13 protein-coding genes are annotated in these 13746 nt (G+C 67.5%); 4 read left to right on the forward strand and 9 right to left on the reverse strand.

Annotation, left to right across the window (positions count from 1 at the left end; translation table 11 throughout):
• The first annotated feature begins 18 nt into the window (after window positions 1–18).
• Entirely contained in the window at window positions 19–990 is a 972-nt protein-coding gene (locus ASD87_RS01190; RefSeq protein WP_056316054.1) for a pyridoxamine 5'-phosphate oxidase family protein, read from the forward strand.
• Here ASD87_RS01190 and ASD87_RS01195 read toward each other — a convergent pair.
• Complete coding sequence (locus ASD87_RS01195; protein WP_056316055.1) at window positions 987–1445, reverse strand: helix-turn-helix domain-containing protein; 459 nt, start codon at window positions 1443–1445, stop codon at window positions 987–989. The genes ASD87_RS01190 and ASD87_RS01195 overlap by 4 nt on opposite strands.
• Before the next feature lie 92 nt (window positions 1446–1537).
• On the opposite strand from ASD87_RS01195, the gene ASD87_RS01200 reads away from it, so the two are divergent.
• Entirely contained in the window at window positions 1538–2776 is a 1239-nt protein-coding gene (locus tag ASD87_RS01200; RefSeq protein ID WP_056316058.1) for an MFS transporter, read from the forward strand.
• A 26-nt stretch (window positions 2777–2802) separates the two neighbouring features.
• On the opposite strand, the gene ASD87_RS01205 is transcribed toward ASD87_RS01200, so the two are convergent.
• From ASD87_RS01205 to ASD87_RS01230, 6 genes are all read right to left on the reverse strand, one after another.
• Entirely contained in the window at window positions 2803–3813 is a 1011-nt protein-coding gene (locus ASD87_RS01205; RefSeq protein WP_056316060.1) for a transketolase family protein, read from the reverse strand.
• A complete protein-coding gene (locus ASD87_RS01210; RefSeq protein WP_056316062.1) occupies window positions 3810–4673 on the reverse strand; it encodes a transketolase in 864 nt (287 codons plus the stop codon). The genes ASD87_RS01205 and ASD87_RS01210 overlap by 4 nt, the downstream gene beginning before the upstream one ends.
• A 29-nt stretch (window positions 4674–4702) precedes the next feature.
• Window positions 4703–5962: a TRAP transporter large permease gene (locus ASD87_RS01215; RefSeq protein WP_056316065.1), complete on the reverse strand. Its 1260-nt coding sequence runs from the start codon at window positions 5960–5962 to the stop codon at window positions 4703–4705.
• Between the two features lie 13 nt (window positions 5963–5975).
• Entirely contained in the window at window positions 5976–6506 is a 531-nt protein-coding gene (locus tag ASD87_RS01220) for a TRAP transporter small permease (protein WP_056316068.1), read from the reverse strand.
• Between the two features lie 74 nt (window positions 6507–6580).
• A complete protein-coding gene (locus ASD87_RS01225; RefSeq protein ID WP_056316071.1) occupies window positions 6581–7570 on the reverse strand; it encodes a TRAP transporter substrate-binding protein in 990 nt (329 codons plus the stop codon).
• Between the two features lie 37 nt (window positions 7571–7607).
• Complete coding sequence (locus ASD87_RS01230) at window positions 7608–8357, reverse strand: SDR family NAD(P)-dependent oxidoreductase (RefSeq protein WP_056316075.1); 750 nt, start codon at window positions 8355–8357, stop codon at window positions 7608–7610.
• A gap of 124 nt (window positions 8358–8481) precedes the next feature.
• On the opposite strand from ASD87_RS01230, the gene ASD87_RS01235 reads away from it, so the two are divergent.
• Window positions 8482–9378, forward strand: coding sequence for a LysR substrate-binding domain-containing protein (locus ASD87_RS01235; protein WP_056316078.1), 897 nt, complete (start codon window positions 8482–8484; stop codon window positions 9376–9378).
• 31 nt (window positions 9379–9409) lie between these two features.
• On the opposite strand, the gene ASD87_RS01240 is transcribed toward ASD87_RS01235, so the two are convergent.
• Entirely contained in the window at window positions 9410–11179 is a 1770-nt protein-coding gene (locus ASD87_RS01240) for an acyl-CoA dehydrogenase (RefSeq protein WP_056316081.1), read from the reverse strand.
• A gap of 35 nt (window positions 11180–11214) precedes the next feature.
• Window positions 11215–12870 (reverse strand): acyl-CoA synthetase, encoded by a 1656-nt coding sequence (locus ASD87_RS01245; RefSeq protein ID WP_056316084.1) that lies wholly within the window; start codon window positions 12868–12870, stop codon window positions 11215–11217.
• Between the two features lie 160 nt (window positions 12871–13030).
• On the opposite strand from ASD87_RS01245, the gene ASD87_RS01250 reads away from it, so the two are divergent.
• Window positions 13031–13741 carry a Crp/Fnr family transcriptional regulator gene (locus ASD87_RS01250; RefSeq protein WP_056316086.1) on the forward strand — a complete coding sequence of 237 codons (711 nt, stop codon included), beginning with the start codon at window positions 13031–13033 and terminating at the stop codon, window positions 13739–13741.
• Window positions 13742–13746 lie beyond the last annotated feature (5 nt).

Genomic DNA, 13746 nt, shown 5'->3' on the forward strand with positions numbered 1-13746 from the left:
GACCGCGAGGACATTGCCATGAACCTTCCCGAAAACACCACGCCGTCGCCCTGGCACGCTGGTGAATTGCAACTGCAAGCGCACGCGGGCGTTGCCGCGCGCATGGACATGGTCGGCCGCAAGGTCATCCGCGACTACATGCCCGATCAACACCGCGAATTCTTCGCGCAGTTGCCGTTCGTGGTGGCCGGCGCGGTCGACGACCAAGGCGATCCGTGGGCCGGCATCCTGGAAGGGCAGCCGGGCTTTGCCGTGTCGCCGGACCCGCACACGTTGCGCATCGCCGCCATGCCGGACGCGGACGACCCGTTGCGCGCGGGACTGGGACTGGGCAAGCCGGTGGGATTGCTGGGCATCGAGCTGCACACCCGCCGGCGCAACCGCATGAACGGCCGCATTGCGGCGTGGGACGGCAAGCGCTTTGACGTGGCGGTGGCGCAGTCGTTTGGCAACTGTCCGCAGTACATCCAGTCTCGCGATTTTTTCTTTGCGCGTTCGCCGTCGCTGCGCTTTGCCGCCGCGCCGCAGGAGCGCGCGGGGCTGGACGACGCGGCGCGCGCCCTGATCTCGGTGTCCGACACCTTCTTTGTGGCCAGCTATGCGGACCGCGATGAAAGCGTGGGCGGACGCGCCGTCGATGTCTCGCACCGGGGCGGCAAGCCCGGCTTCGTGCGGGTGGATGGCGATGTGCTGACCATTCCGGACTTCTCGGGCAACCGGTTCTTCAATACGCTGGGCAATCTGGCCGCCAATCCCGTCGCGGGGCTGCTGTTCATCGACTTCGAACGCGGCGACGTGCTGCAACTGACGGGAAGGGCGGAGGTGATTCTGGACAGCCCGGAAATCTCGGCCTTCCAAGGCGCCGAACGCCTGTGGCGCGTGCATGTGCGCCGGGTGGTCAGGCGGCCTGGCGCGCTGGCCTTGCGCTGGCGCTTCGATGCCTGGTCGCCCACGGCATTGGCGACGGGGCGGTGGCCTGCCGCGGCCTAGCGGCTGTCTTGCGTCACCTTGCGCACGACCGTGTCGCCGGGTCGCAGCGGCCGGCCGTCATGCGCGCGGATCTCCATGCGTTGCACCGGCTGGCCGCGCTGGCGATCGATCAACGTCGAGTGCGGCTCGTCCGGCCCGAAGTAGTGGTCCTCGCCCCATTGGCGCAACCCGACGATCACCGGAAACAGCGCCTCGCCTTTTTCCGTCAGCACGTATTCCTGATACGCGCTGCCGTCCGACGCCGGGGCGACGGCAAGAATGCCGTGCGCGACCAGCGTGCGCAGCCGGTCGCTCAGGATGTTTTTTGCCATGCCCAGGTTCTTCTGGAACTCGCCAAACCGGCGCAGGCCATCGAAGGCGTCCCGCACGATAAGCAGCGACCACCAATCGCCAATGGCGTCGAGCGAGCGCGCGACCGGACAGGCGGCGCCTTCAAGGCTGGTGCGTTTGACCATGCGGATTCCTTGCGCTGGCTGAGGGTGAAGTTGGTTGCATTATAAAACCTCATGAACTAGCATTCTGGTTTCGTTATAAAACTAGATAGATCATGACGCCAACCGCCCGATCCCGCGCGCCGGGATACGACGAGACACCCTCGATGCCGCCCGCGCTGGTGCTGCTGCTGGCCGCGGCATGCGCGCTGAGCGTTGCCAATGTCTATTACGCACAGCCGCTGCTCGATGCGATCGGCCGCGAATTCCGCATGGACGAGGGCGCGGTGGGCATCGTCGTCACCGCCACGCAACTGGGCTGCGCGCTGGCACTGTTCTTCGTGGTGCCGCTGGGGGACCTGCTGGACCGGCGGCGACTGATGCTGGCGCAGCTGGCACTGCTGGTGCTGGCCCTGGCGGCGGTGGCGGCGTCGGCAAGTTCGCCCTGGCTGCTGGCCGGCATGGTGGCGTTGGGCTTGCTGGGCACGGCGATGACGCAGGGCCTGCTTGCGCTGTCCGCGGCCCTGGCCGCACCGGCAGAGCGCGGGCGCGTGGTGGGCGCGGCGCAGGGCGGGGTGGTGATCGGCCTGTTGCTAGCCCGCACGCTGGCCGGCGCCCTGGCGGATCTGTGGGGCTGGCGCGCGGTCTACGTGGTGTCGGCCTGCCTTTCGGCGGTGCTGGCGCTGGTGCTGGCCCGCTGGCTGCCGCGGCGGCGCCTGCCCGTGGCCGGGCTGGGTTATGGCGCGTTGCTGCGCTCGGTATTCACCCTTCTCGCGACCGAGCGCGTGCTGCGAGTGCGCGGCATGATCGCGCTCTTGATGTTTGCCGCGTTCGGCGCGTTCTGGACGGCGCTGGTGCTGCCGCTGAGCGCGCCGCCGCATTCGCTGTCGCACACGGCGGTGGGGGCATTCGGATTGGTGGGCGTCGCGGGCGTGCTGATGGCGGCGCGCGCCGGCCGTCTGGCCGATGCCGGGCACGGCCAGCGCACCACCGCGCTGGGCTTGGCCCTGCTGTGCGTGGCCTGGGTTCCCATTGCCTTGCTGGACCACAGCCTGTGGCTGCTTGCGCTGGGCGTGCTGGTGCTGGACCTGGCGGCGCAGGCGCTGCACGTGACCAACCAGGCCATGATCTTCAGCATCAGCGCGCAGGCGCACAGCCGCCTGGTCGCGGGCTACATGATGTTCTACGCCGTGGGCAGCGGCCTGGGCTCGATTGCAGGCACGGCCGTGTATGCGCGCGCCGGGTGGCTGGGCGTTTGCGCGTTGGGCGCGGGTATCAGCGTGGCGGCGTTGGTGTTCTGGGCGGCGACGGCGCCGCGCGCCAGCTGTGCAAGGCAGGGGCGGGCGGGCGCCTGACGGCGTGCGCGCCCGCCGCTTGCCGTTCAGCCGAGCCAGCGCTTGATGCGGCCGGCAAGCGCTTCACGGCTGATGCCGTAGCGGTCATGCAAGGTGGGCAGGGCGCCGGCATCCAGGAACGCGTCCGGCAACCCGGCCAGCTGGAATCCGGCCGGTTGCACACGATGCCGCAGCAGGGCGCTGGCGACGGCCTCGCCCAGTCCGCCGATCACCGAATGGTTCTCGGCCACGACGACCAGCCGGTGCTTGTAGCGCACCGCCTCGACCAGGCTGGCCTCGTCCAGCGGCTTGATGGTCGGGCTGTGCATCACCGCCACCCCGATGTTGTCGCGCGCCAGATCCTCGGCGGCCTCCAGCGCGCGCATCGTCATGATGCCGCTCGAAATGATGAGCACGTCGGCGCCTTCGCGCAGCATTTTGGCCTTGCCCAGCTCGAATCGGTAGCCCTCGATGTCATCCAGTACCGCGGGCACCTGGCCGCGCAGCAGACGCATGTACACCGGACCCTGGTGTTCGGCGATCTGCGGCACGGCCTGTTCGATGTCCAGCGCGTCGCAAGGGTCGACGATGGTCAGGCCCGGAATGCCGCGCATCATCGCCAGGTCTTCGGTGGCCTGGTGGCTGGGGCCGTAACCTGTCGTCAGGCCCGGCAGCGCGCAGCAGATCTTGACGTTGAGGTTCTCCTCGGCGATGACCTGATGGATGAAGTCGTAGGCGCGCCGCGTGCCGAATACCGCATAGGTCGTGGCGAACGGCACGAGGCCTTCCTTGGCCATGCCGCCGGCGGCGCCCATCAGCAGTTGCTCGGCCATGCCCATCTGGTGGAAGCGTTCGGGGTAGGCCTGCGCAAACAGGTGCAGGTCGGTGTACTTGGCCAGGTCCGCCGTCAGGCCGACGACCTGCGGATTGGACGCGGCGTATTCGACCAGCGCCTTGCCGAAGGGGGCAGCCCGGACGCGCTGCCCCTCCGAGGCAATCGACGCGATCATGGCCGACGTGGTGAGGCGGGGTTTTTGCTGGGTGCTGGCGCTGCTCATGACCAGGCTCCTTCGGTCGTGGGGGTGGGGCGGTTCTGGTCCAGGATGTCCAGCGCCTGTTGCCATTCCGGCGGATCGACGCGGATGAAGTGGTTCTTTTCGCGCTGCTCAAGGAAGGGAATGCCCTTGCCCATCCGGGTATCGAACAGGATGACCCGCGGCTTGGCGTCGGGCAGGGCGCGCGCTGTGTCGAACGCCTGGATGACCGCGGCCAGGTCGTTGCCGTCCACGCGCTGCACATGCCAGCCAAAGGCGGCCCACTTGTCGGCCAGCGGCTCGAAGCCCAGCACCTTGCCGGACGGCCCGTCCGCCTGCTGGTTGTTGATGTCGACCAGGCAGATGAGGTTGTCCAGTTCATGGTGCGCGGCGCCCATCGCGGCTTCCCAGGTCGAACCCTCGTCCAGTTCGCCGTCCGACATCGAGTTGTAGACGAAGGCCGGATTGCGCTTGTGCTTGAGCCCCAGCGCAATGCCGACGCCGATGGACAGGCCCTGGCCCAGCGAACCGCCCGATATCTCCATGCCCGGCGTGTAGGTCGCCATGCCCGACATGGGCAGGCGGCTGTCGTCGCTGCCATAGGTCTCCAGTTCGCTCTCCGGAATCACGCTGGCTTCGATCAGGGCTGCATAGTGCGCGATGGCATAGTGGCCGTGCGACAGCAGAAAGCGGTCACGGCCCTCCCATTGCGGGTCGCCAGGCTGCACGTTCATCGCATGGCGGTAGGCCACGGCCAGCACGTCGGCCCAGCCGAGCGCCTGGCCGATGTAGCCCTGGCCCTGGACTTCGCCCATGCGGACCGCGTAGCGGCGGATGCGCCACGCGGCGGCCGCCAGATCGCTCAAAGACTTGGATTGCTCCATTCGAAGCTCCCTATTCATGGTGTGGGGGTTCATTGCAGGATGCTGGCGGGCACGTAGGACACGAGTCCCAGCACCGCAAACGCGACCAGATAGAAGGGCGCCAGCTCGCGCACGGTCTGGCCCACCTTTACCTTGGCCAGTGCGCTGGTGATGAAAAGCGTGGTGCCCACGGGCGGCGTGTACAGCCCGATCGCCAGGTTCACCACCATCATCACGCCCAGCTGCGTCATGTCCATGCCGATGCTCTGCGCCAGCGGAACGAAGACCGGCGCCAGCAGCAGCACGGCGGCGGGCAGGTCGATGAACATGCCAAGAAACAGCATCATCAGGTTCATCAGCAGGATGACCAGCCATTTGGCATGGACATTCTCCTGCACCCAATGCGCGATGCCCTGAGGCGTCTGGTCGAACGTCAGCAGCCAGCCGATGGCGGACGAGGCCATGATCACCAGCAGCACCACGCCGGTCGCCAGTCCCGCGTGGACGATGGCGGCGTTCAGCCGCGACCACGACAGATCCCGGTACATCACGGCGGACACCAGGCCCGCGTAGAGCGTGGACAGGACCGCGACCTCGGTCGGCGTGGCGATGCCGAACCGCAGGAACACGATGATGAGCAGCGGCAGCACCACGGCGGGCAGCGCATACAGCAGGTGCCGGCGGAAGGCGGCGCCGTTGAAGGGCGACCTGTCCCGCGGGAAGTTGCGGCGGCGTCCCACCCACCAGCACGCAAACATGAAGCCGCCGCACAACAACAGGCCGGGCAGCACGCCCGCGACGAACAGCGACGCGATGGAGGCGTTGGCCGTCAGGGCGAACAGGATCAAGGGGATCGACGGCGGAATCAGGATGTCGATCGTGGCGGCGGCTGCCAGCGTGGCGGCCGAGAACGCGGCCGGATAGCCCAGCCGCTTGTGCCAGGGAATCATCAGCGAGCCGATGGCAGACGCGTCCGCCACCGCCGAACCCGACACGCCGCCGAACAGCGTGGACGACAGAACGCCCACCTGCGCGGGGCCGCCGTGATAGCGGCCGATCAGTGCCGACAGCACGCCGACCAGCGCCTCGCCAAGCTTGCCGCCCATCATCAGGGAGCCGGTCAGCATGAAGAACGGAATGGCGATGAGAGGAAAGCTCTGCACCTGCGCGACCATCTGCTGCACCACCACATCCAGGGGCACGCGGTCCGTGCTGGCGACCGCGGCCATCGCGGCGACCAGTAGGGCGTGGGCGATGGGCATGGCCGCGACGGCGGCGCCCATGAAGACGACCAGTATCAATGCACTCATGGCTGTTCTCCCGTCACCAGTGCACGGCGGGCGCCTGCGGCTCGCCGTCGGGCTGCGCCGCGGCGTCGCGGCTACGCCAGCTCTGCCAGGCCGACTGCGCCGCCAGCACGGCGAGCAGCAGCATGCCGCCCATCACGCACCCGTAGGTAAGCGAGCCGGGCATCTGCAGAATGGGGGATTTTTCGTCGTGGACGATCTCGATCATGTTGAACGTCGCCCAGGACAGCGTCGCGTACAGCACGGCGACCACGCTCCAGGCCACGGTCGCGACCAGGCGGCGGGCGTGCGCGGGCAAGGCGTCCATCAGGAATGTGGTGGCGATATGCGCGTTGTGCAGCGCAGCCAGCACGACCCCCGACATGACGAGCCAGGGAAAGAGCAGCTCGGGGATCTCATTGGCCCATTCCAGGCTTGAACCGGTTGCGTAGCGCAGCGCGGTGTTGACGACGAGGATCACGAAGATCACCGTGGTGGACAGCCACAGGACCACGCGGCATATGCCGTCGATGACCCTGCCGACCCATCCGTGTCGATCGGTATTCATGTTGTCTCCTGCCTTGTGCCGGTCCGCCGCCGTGCCCGGCGCGAAGGCGGGCGCGGCGGCGGCCGAAGGACGTATCAGTTGCCGCGCGCGGCGGCCAGGACCTTCTTCACATAGGGGCCGATGGGACCGGCCAGCCATTTTTCGTCCACGGACGAAGTGGCCTTGGCGAAGGGGGCGGTGTCGGGCGTGGTGACCTGCACGCCCTTGGCCTTCAACTCGGCCAGCAGCCGGGTGTCGGCGTCCTGGCTCAGCTTGCGCTGCAGGGCAGACGCTTCGTCCGCCGCCTCGCGCACGGCCTTGCGGTCGGCTTCGCTCAGGCGATCCCAGGTGCGCTTGCTCATCAGGAAGGGCGTCATCTGGAACTGGTGGTTGGTCATGGCCAGGTGCTTCTGCACTTCATACAGCTTGCTGGCCTCGAAGTTCACCAGCGGGTTCTCCTGGCCGTCCACCACGCCCTGCTGCAGCGCCACGTACAGTTCGGCAAACTTGATCTGCTGCGCCTGCGCGCCCAGGGCGTTCATGATGTCGACCAGGGTTGCGTCCGGCGGCACCCGCATCTTCAGGCCCTTCATGTCCTCGACCTTGTTGATGGGATGCTTGCTGTTGGTCATCTGGCGGATGCCGTTGTCCCACGTGCCGAGCAGGATCAGATTCTTGGCGGCCGACTTCTCGGCCAGCTCCTTGCCCAGCGGCCCATCCAGCAGCTTGAAGGCCGCCTTGGCGTCCGGGAACAGGAACGGCATGCCGAACGCCGCGTACTCCGGCACGGCGGCGGCAACGGCGCCTTGCGAATTGGCGCTCATATCCAGTGCGCCCGTGCGCAGCGCGGTGACCATTGCGGCGTCGTCGCCCAGTTGCGCGGACGGCGCGACCTGGACCTCGATGCGTCCGCCCGTCTTTGCCTTGAGCACTTCGGCAAATTTCACCGACGCCTCGTGCCGGGGATTTCCCACGGCCGCGCCATGGCCAAGGGTCAGCTTCAGATTCTGCGCATGCGCCGTGATCGGCAGCAAGGTGGCGGCGGCCAGGGCCAGGCCCACGTGCCGCCAGGTTCTGTTTTTCATGATGTGTCTCCTCCAGTTTTTTATGGGGTCCTGCGGATCAGTGAATCAACATCCCTCCGTTGACGTCCAGCGTGATGCCCGTGCAGTAAGCGGACAGGTCGCTTGCCAGGAACACGCACGCGCCCGCCACGTCGTCCGCGCGGCCCAGGCGCGCCAGCGGGATGGTGCCTTCGATGTCGGCCTTGCGCTCGGCGGACAGCTTGCCTTGCGTGATGTCGGTCTCGATGAGGCCGGGCGTGATGCAGTTGACCCGGATGCCGTCGCCGCCGAATTCGCGCGCCATGGCGCGCGCCAGGCCCAGCACGCCCGCCTTCGCGGCAGAGTAGTGGGGGCCGCCGAAGATGCCGCCGCCGCGCTGCGCCGACACCGACGAGATGCACACGATGGACCCGTTGCGCTGCGCCTGCATGGCGGGCAGCACCGCTTGCGACAGGTAAAGCGTGCCGCGCAGGCTGACGTCCAGGATGCGGTCGTAGTCCGCGCCGGTGATCTCCAGCGTCTTGACCGGCTGCGTGATGCCGGCGTTGTTCACCAGGACGTCGATCCTGCCGAACGCCTTGAGCGCCTGTTCGATGGCCGCCACGCAGGCAGCCTTGTCGGTCACGTCCGCGACCAGTCCCAGATGACCGTCGCCCAGCCGGGCGGCCGCGCTGGCGGGTTCGGCGCGCGCCAGATCCAGGATCACCACGCGCGCGCCTTGCGCGGCCATCTGCCGCGCAGTGGCGAATCCCAGTCCGTTGATCCCTGCGCCGCCGGAAATCACGGCGACCTTGTCCTTGAGCAGCATCTGTCGTCCTCCTGTCCTTGTTGGAATATGTGCGGACAATTCTGGACGCCGCCTAGCATTAAGACAAACGATGTGTCATCAGTCTAAGATGACAAATCGTCATCTGAAGTCAGGGTCAACCCCCATGCCTGCGCTGCCGCCCATCGTCAATCTGCTGGCCTTCGAAGCCGTCGCGCGCCGGCGCAGCTTTGCCATCGCCGCGACCGAACTGCACCTGACTGCGTCGGCGGTCAGCCACCAGATTTCAAGGCTGGAATCGGACCTGGGCGTGCGCCTGTTCGAGCGCAGCGCGCACGGGGTGCGCCTGAGCAGCGCGGGCGAGCAATATCTGGTGCGTATCGGCGGGGCGCTGGCGGCGATCACGTCAGCCACGGAAGACCTGCGCCAGGGCGTCAGCAACAGCCTGTATGTGCATTCGGCCCCCAGCATTGCGAGCCTGTGGCTAATGCCGCGGCTCAGGCGCTTTGCCGAGGCGCATCCGCACGTCGCGCTGAACCTGTCGGCGGCGCATTCGCACAGCGATTTCGCGCTGGGCCAGTCCGACATCGACATCCGCTATGGCGTGCCGCATTGGGACGATGTGGTGGTGGAACCATTGTTCGAAGAGCGGATCTTGCCGCTGGCCAGTGCGGCGTTTATCCGCGAGCACGGGATCAAGCGCATCGATCAGTTGCTGGACGTGCCGCTGATCCAGAGCAACGTCAGCGTCATCCAGTGGTCCGACTGGTTTGGACGCTATTCGGAGAAGCGCGCGCCGGATCACTTCACCATCCGCTTTGACCGCGCGCAGATGTCGCTGGATGCCGCGGCGCAAGGGTTGGGCGTGGCGCTGGAAAGCGCCACCATCGCGGGCATGCATCTGGCCCAGGGAAGCCTGCAGCCGATCTTCGGGATGGCCAAGGCCATCGCAGTGAAGGCGCACTTTGTCGTCTATCCGGCGCGGCACGCCAAGCGGCCGTCAGTGGAGGCCTTTCTTGCGTGGCTCCACGCCGAAGCTGCCGCCACCGTGATGAAACGATAGGACCGGCCCGCGGGCCGGCCCCGGGGACGCGTTACGGCTGAACCTCGTACTCCGCCGTGCCCAGCACCACCGCCGCCAGGCCCGGCGCCTGCGTCAGCTTGTGCAGCGCAAAGCATTGCGCGGTGGCGATCTTGGCGTTGTGAAAGTCCGGGTCTTCGGCCTGCAGGTCCAGGCTGGCCAGCAGCGCGCGGGCCATCTGCCAGCCGGCGAAGGTCGTGCCCGCCAGCAGCAGGTAGGGCACCGCCGCGCCAAAGACCGCGTTGGGATTGCCGGCCGCGTTGGCAAGAATGAACTCGACCGCGCTGGCCAGCGCTTCGCGGGCCTCGCGAAGCGGCTTGAGCATGCGGGCGGCGGCGGGCTCGCTGCGGGCTTGCAGGTCGGCCTCGGTCTGGCGGACCGCGTCCAGCAAGGCGCGCGCCACGGCGCCGCCGTCGCGCAGCGTCTTGCGGCCGACCAGGTCGTTGGCCTGGATGGCGGTCGTGCCTTCATAGATGGTCAGGATGCGCGCGTCGCGGTAGTACTGCGCCGCGCCGGTCTCTTCGATGAAGCCCATGCCGCCGTGCACCTGCACGCCCAGGCTGGCCACGTCGATCGACATTTCGGTGCACCAGCCCTTGACGATCGGCACCAGGAATTCCTGGATCGCCAGGTGGCGCTTGCGCTCGTCCGCATCCGGGCTGGCATGCGCCAGGTCCGCATGGCCCGCGGTGACGTAGGCCAGCGCGCGGCCGGCTTCGGTCAGGGCACGCATGGTGCCCAGCATGCGGCGCACGTCTGGATGCTGGATGATGGGCACGGCCTCGCGCGACGAGCCGTCCACGGGGCGGCTCTGCACGCGGTCGGCGGCGTACGCCACTGCATGCTGGTAGGCGCGATCGGCGATGGCGATGCCTTGCACGCCGACGGCATAACGCGCGGCGTTCATCATGATGAACATGGCGTCCAGGCCGCGGTTCTCCTGGCCGACCAGGTAGCCCAGCGCGCCGCCGCCGTCGCCGAACTGAAGCGTGCAGGTGGGGCTGGCCTTGATGCCCAGCTTGTGCTCGATGGACACGCAGGCCACATCGTTGCGCGCACCCAAAGAGCCGTCTTCATTGACCAGGAATTTGGGCACCAGGAAGAGCGAAATGCCCTTCACGCCGTCGGGCGCGTCCGGCAGGCGGGCCAGGACCAGATGCAGGATGTTCTCGGCCAGGTCGTGCTCGCCGTAGGTGATGAAGATCTTGGTGCCGGACAGGCGGTACGTGCCGTCGCCCATCGGCTGGGCGCGCGTGCGGATCATGGCCAGGTCCGAACCGGCCTGGGGCTCGGTCAGGTTCATGGTGCCGGTCCATTGGCCGGAAATCATGGGGCCGATGAAGCGCTCGCGTAATTCGGGCGAGCCGGCCGTCATCAGGGCCTCGATGGCGCCGTTGGTCAAGAGCGGGCACAGCGCGAACGACAGGTTCGCGGCGTTCAGCATTTCAGAGCACGGCGAGCCGATCAGGCCGGGCAGCCCCTGGCCGCCGTATTCGGCGGGGTGGGCCAGGCCTTGCCAGCCGGCGTCGGCGTATTTGCGAAAGGCCTCTTTGAACCCCGGGGCGGTGGTCACCGCGCCGTCGTGCCAGGCGCTGGGTTCGCGGTCGGCCGGATGGTTCAGGGGCGCCAGCACTTGCGCGGCGAAGTGGGCGGATTCTTCCAGCACGGCCTGGGCGGTGTCGGGCGTGGCCTCCTCGAAACCGGGCTGGGCGGCCACCTGCGGCAGGCCGGCCAGATGGTTCAACACGAACAGCATGTCTTTCACGGGGGCTTGGTACGTCATGGCGTAGGCGCTCCTGGTTTTATGGAATTAGCGGATCAGGCGGGCTTGCCGGGGTCGGCCACGTCGATGGCGGACGTGGCGCCGACGGCGGCGCGCAGCTCGAATTTCTGGATCTTGCCGGTGGAGGTCTTGGGCAGTTCACCGAAGCGCACCGCGCGCGGCACCTTGAAGCCCGACAACAGCAGCTTGCAGTGCGCGATGATTTCCTCGGCGGTGGCGGTGCAGCCGGGCTTGAGCTCGACGAAGGCGCAGGGCGTCTCGCCCCATTTGGGATCCGGCATCGCCACGACGGCCACGGCCGCCACGGCGGGATGCCGGTAGAGCGCGTCCTCGACCTCGATGCTGGAGATGTTCTCGCCGCCCGAGATGATGATGTCCTTGCTGCGGTCCTTGATGCGGACATAGCCGTCGGCCGTCATGACGCCCAGGTCGCCGGTGTGGAACCAGCCGCCGGCAAAGGCGTCCTCGGTCGCGCGGGCGTTCTTCAGGTAGCCCTTCATGCAGATGTTGCCGCGGAACATGACTTCGCCGATGGTCTGTTCGTCGGGCGGCACCTCCTGCATGGTTTCGGGGTCGCGCACCGAGACGCCGGCCTGCAGGTGATAGCGCACGCCCTGGCGGGCGGTCAGCAACGCGCGGCGCTCGGGGTCCAGCGCGTCCCACGCGTCCTGGTGGGCGCAGACCGCGGCGGGCCCGTAGACTTCGGTCAGGCCGTATACGTGGGTGAGCTCAAAGCCGATCTCGCGCATCTTGTCGATCACGGCCGGCGCGGGCGCGGCGCCCGCCACCATGGTGCGCACGGTGTGGGTGATGCCGGCGCGCAGCTCGGCCGGGGCGTTGGCCAGCGCGCTCTGCACGATGGGCGCGCCGCAGTAGTGCGTGACGCCTTCGTCGCGGATCAGGTCGAACACCGTCTTCGGGTCGAACTTGCGCAGGCAGACGTTCACGCCCGCGCGCGCCGCGATGGTCCAGGCGAAGCACCAGCCATTGCAATGAAAGAGCGGCAGCGTCCACAGGTAGACGGGATGCTTGGGCATGTCCCATTCGAGGATGTTGCTGACCGCGTTCAGGTAGGCGCCGCGGTAGTGGTAGACCACGCCCTTCGGATCGCCCGTGGTGCCGGACGTGTAGTTCAGCGCGATGGCGTCCCATTCGTCGGCGGGCGGTTTCCAGTCGTAGGTGGCGGGCGCGGCCGCCAGGAAGTCCTCGTAGTCGGTGGCGCCCGGCAGCGTGGCGGGAGCGCTTTCCAGGTCGTGCACCGAAATGATCTTCAGGTGCGGGAATTCGGCGCGGGCGCGCTGGGCGACGTCGGCGTATTCGGTGTCGACGATCAGCGCCCGGGCTTCGCCGTGGCCCAGCATGAACAGCACGCTGGGCGCGTCCAGGCGGGTGTTCAGTGTGTTCAGCACGGCGCCCAGCATGGGCACGCCAAAGTGCGCCTCGACCATGGCGGGAATGTTGGGCAGCATGACGGCGACCGTTTCACCGCGCTGGATGCCGGCCTGGGCCAGGGCGCCGGCCAGGCGCTGGGCGCGTTCATAGGTCTGCGCCCAGGTCCGGCGGACCTTGCCGTGGACGATGGCCAGCCGCTGGCCATAGACTTGCGCCGCCCGGGCGATGAAATCCACGGGGGTCAGGGCTTCGTAGTTGGCCTCGCGGCGTTCAAGGCCGTGATCGAACATGCCGGTCATGCTTGTCTCCAATGGGGCGGGTTGACCCCTTATCAAGTCCGCGGGGTGTTGATCCCCGTCGCTTGCCCTAGCTTATGGCCGGCTGGAAAATGGCGTCTGTCGCCTGCATGACAGACCCCCGGCCGGTTGCGCATTCCTCAAGTTTTACACGGTTCTTCCCATGTCCGATGTTTCAAACACAGTTTCCGCCGACGAACTGCCTGCGCTGTTTCGCGCCTGTACGTGGTTCGGGGCGCTGGATGCGCGGCACCAGGCGCTGGTGCTGGCGACCTCGCGCGCGGAACACGTGGCCAGCGGCGCATGGATTGCGCGGCGCAACGCGCCGTCGGACTACTGGCTGGGCGTCAGCCAAGGACTGCTCAAGCTGGCCATCTATAACGAATCCGGCCGCAGTTGCACGTTCTCGGGCGTGCCGCCGGGCGGCTGGTTCGGCGAGGGCAGCGTCATCAAGCGCGAGCTGCGCAAATACGATGTCGTGGCCATCCAGCCGTCGCTGGTGATGATGGTGCCCACCGCGACCTTCCACGCGCTGCTGTCGGCCAGCCTGCCGTTTTCGCACTTTGTCATCGGCCAGTTGAATGACCGCATGGGCGAGTTCATCGCGTCCATCCAGAACCACCGTTTGCTGGATGCCGACGCGCGTGTGGCGCAATCGCTGGCGCAGTTGTTCAATCCGCAGCTGTATCCGTCCACCGATCTGACGCTGGCGATTTCGCAGGAAGAACTGGGTTACCTGACGGGGCTGTCGCGCCAGCGGGTCAACCAGGCGCTGCAGACGCTGGCCGACCAGGGCATCCTGGCGCTCGCCTACAACCAGATCAAGGTGCTGGACCTGTCGCGCTTGCGCCAGTACGGGCTGGACCAGATCTGACCGCC

Origin of the sequence: Achromobacter sp. Root170, assembly GCF_001428165.1 — a bacterium.
GTDB lineage: Bacteria > Pseudomonadota > Gammaproteobacteria > Burkholderiales > Burkholderiaceae_B > Achromobacter > Achromobacter mucicolens.

What these genes read in the sequence shown, in the direction of transcription:
- ASD87_RS01250 (WP_056316086.1), top strand. Translation starts at nt 13,031, where the DNA reads ATGTCCGATGTTTCAAACACAGTTTCCGCCGACGAACTGCCTGCGCTG.
- ASD87_RS01225 (WP_056316071.1), bottom strand. Translation starts at nt 7,570, where the DNA reads ATGAAAAACAGAACCTGGCGGCACGTGGGCCTGGCCCTGGCCGCCGCC.
- ASD87_RS01200 (WP_056316058.1), top strand. Translation starts at nt 1,538, where the DNA reads ATGACGCCAACCGCCCGATCCCGCGCGCCGGGATACGACGAGACACCC.
- ASD87_RS01205 (WP_056316060.1), bottom strand. Translation starts at nt 3,813, where the DNA reads ATGAGCAGCGCCAGCACCCAGCAAAAACCCCGCCTCACCACGTCGGCC.
- ASD87_RS01195 (WP_056316055.1), bottom strand. Translation starts at nt 1,445, where the DNA reads ATGGTCAAACGCACCAGCCTTGAAGGCGCCGCCTGTCCGGTCGCGCGC.
- ASD87_RS01235 (WP_056316078.1), top strand. Translation starts at nt 8,482, where the DNA reads ATGCCTGCGCTGCCGCCCATCGTCAATCTGCTGGCCTTCGAAGCCGTC.
- ASD87_RS01230 (WP_056316075.1), bottom strand. Translation starts at nt 8,357, where the DNA reads ATGCTGCTCAAGGACAAGGTCGCCGTGATTTCCGGCGGCGCAGGGATC.
- ASD87_RS01210 (WP_056316062.1), bottom strand. Translation starts at nt 4,673, where the DNA reads ATGGAGCAATCCAAGTCTTTGAGCGATCTGGCGGCCGCCGCGTGGCGC.
- ASD87_RS01215 (WP_056316065.1), bottom strand. Translation starts at nt 5,962, where the DNA reads ATGAGTGCATTGATACTGGTCGTCTTCATGGGCGCCGCCGTCGCGGCC.
- ASD87_RS01220 (WP_056316068.1), bottom strand. Translation starts at nt 6,506, where the DNA reads ATGAATACCGATCGACACGGATGGGTCGGCAGGGTCATCGACGGCATA.
- ASD87_RS01245 (WP_056316084.1), bottom strand. Translation starts at nt 12,870, where the DNA reads ATGACCGGCATGTTCGATCACGGCCTTGAACGCCGCGAGGCCAACTAC.
- ASD87_RS01240 (WP_056316081.1), bottom strand. Translation starts at nt 11,179, where the DNA reads ATGACGTACCAAGCCCCCGTGAAAGACATGCTGTTCGTGTTGAACCAT.
- ASD87_RS01190 (WP_056316054.1), top strand. Translation starts at nt 19, where the DNA reads ATGAACCTTCCCGAAAACACCACGCCGTCGCCCTGGCACGCTGGTGAA.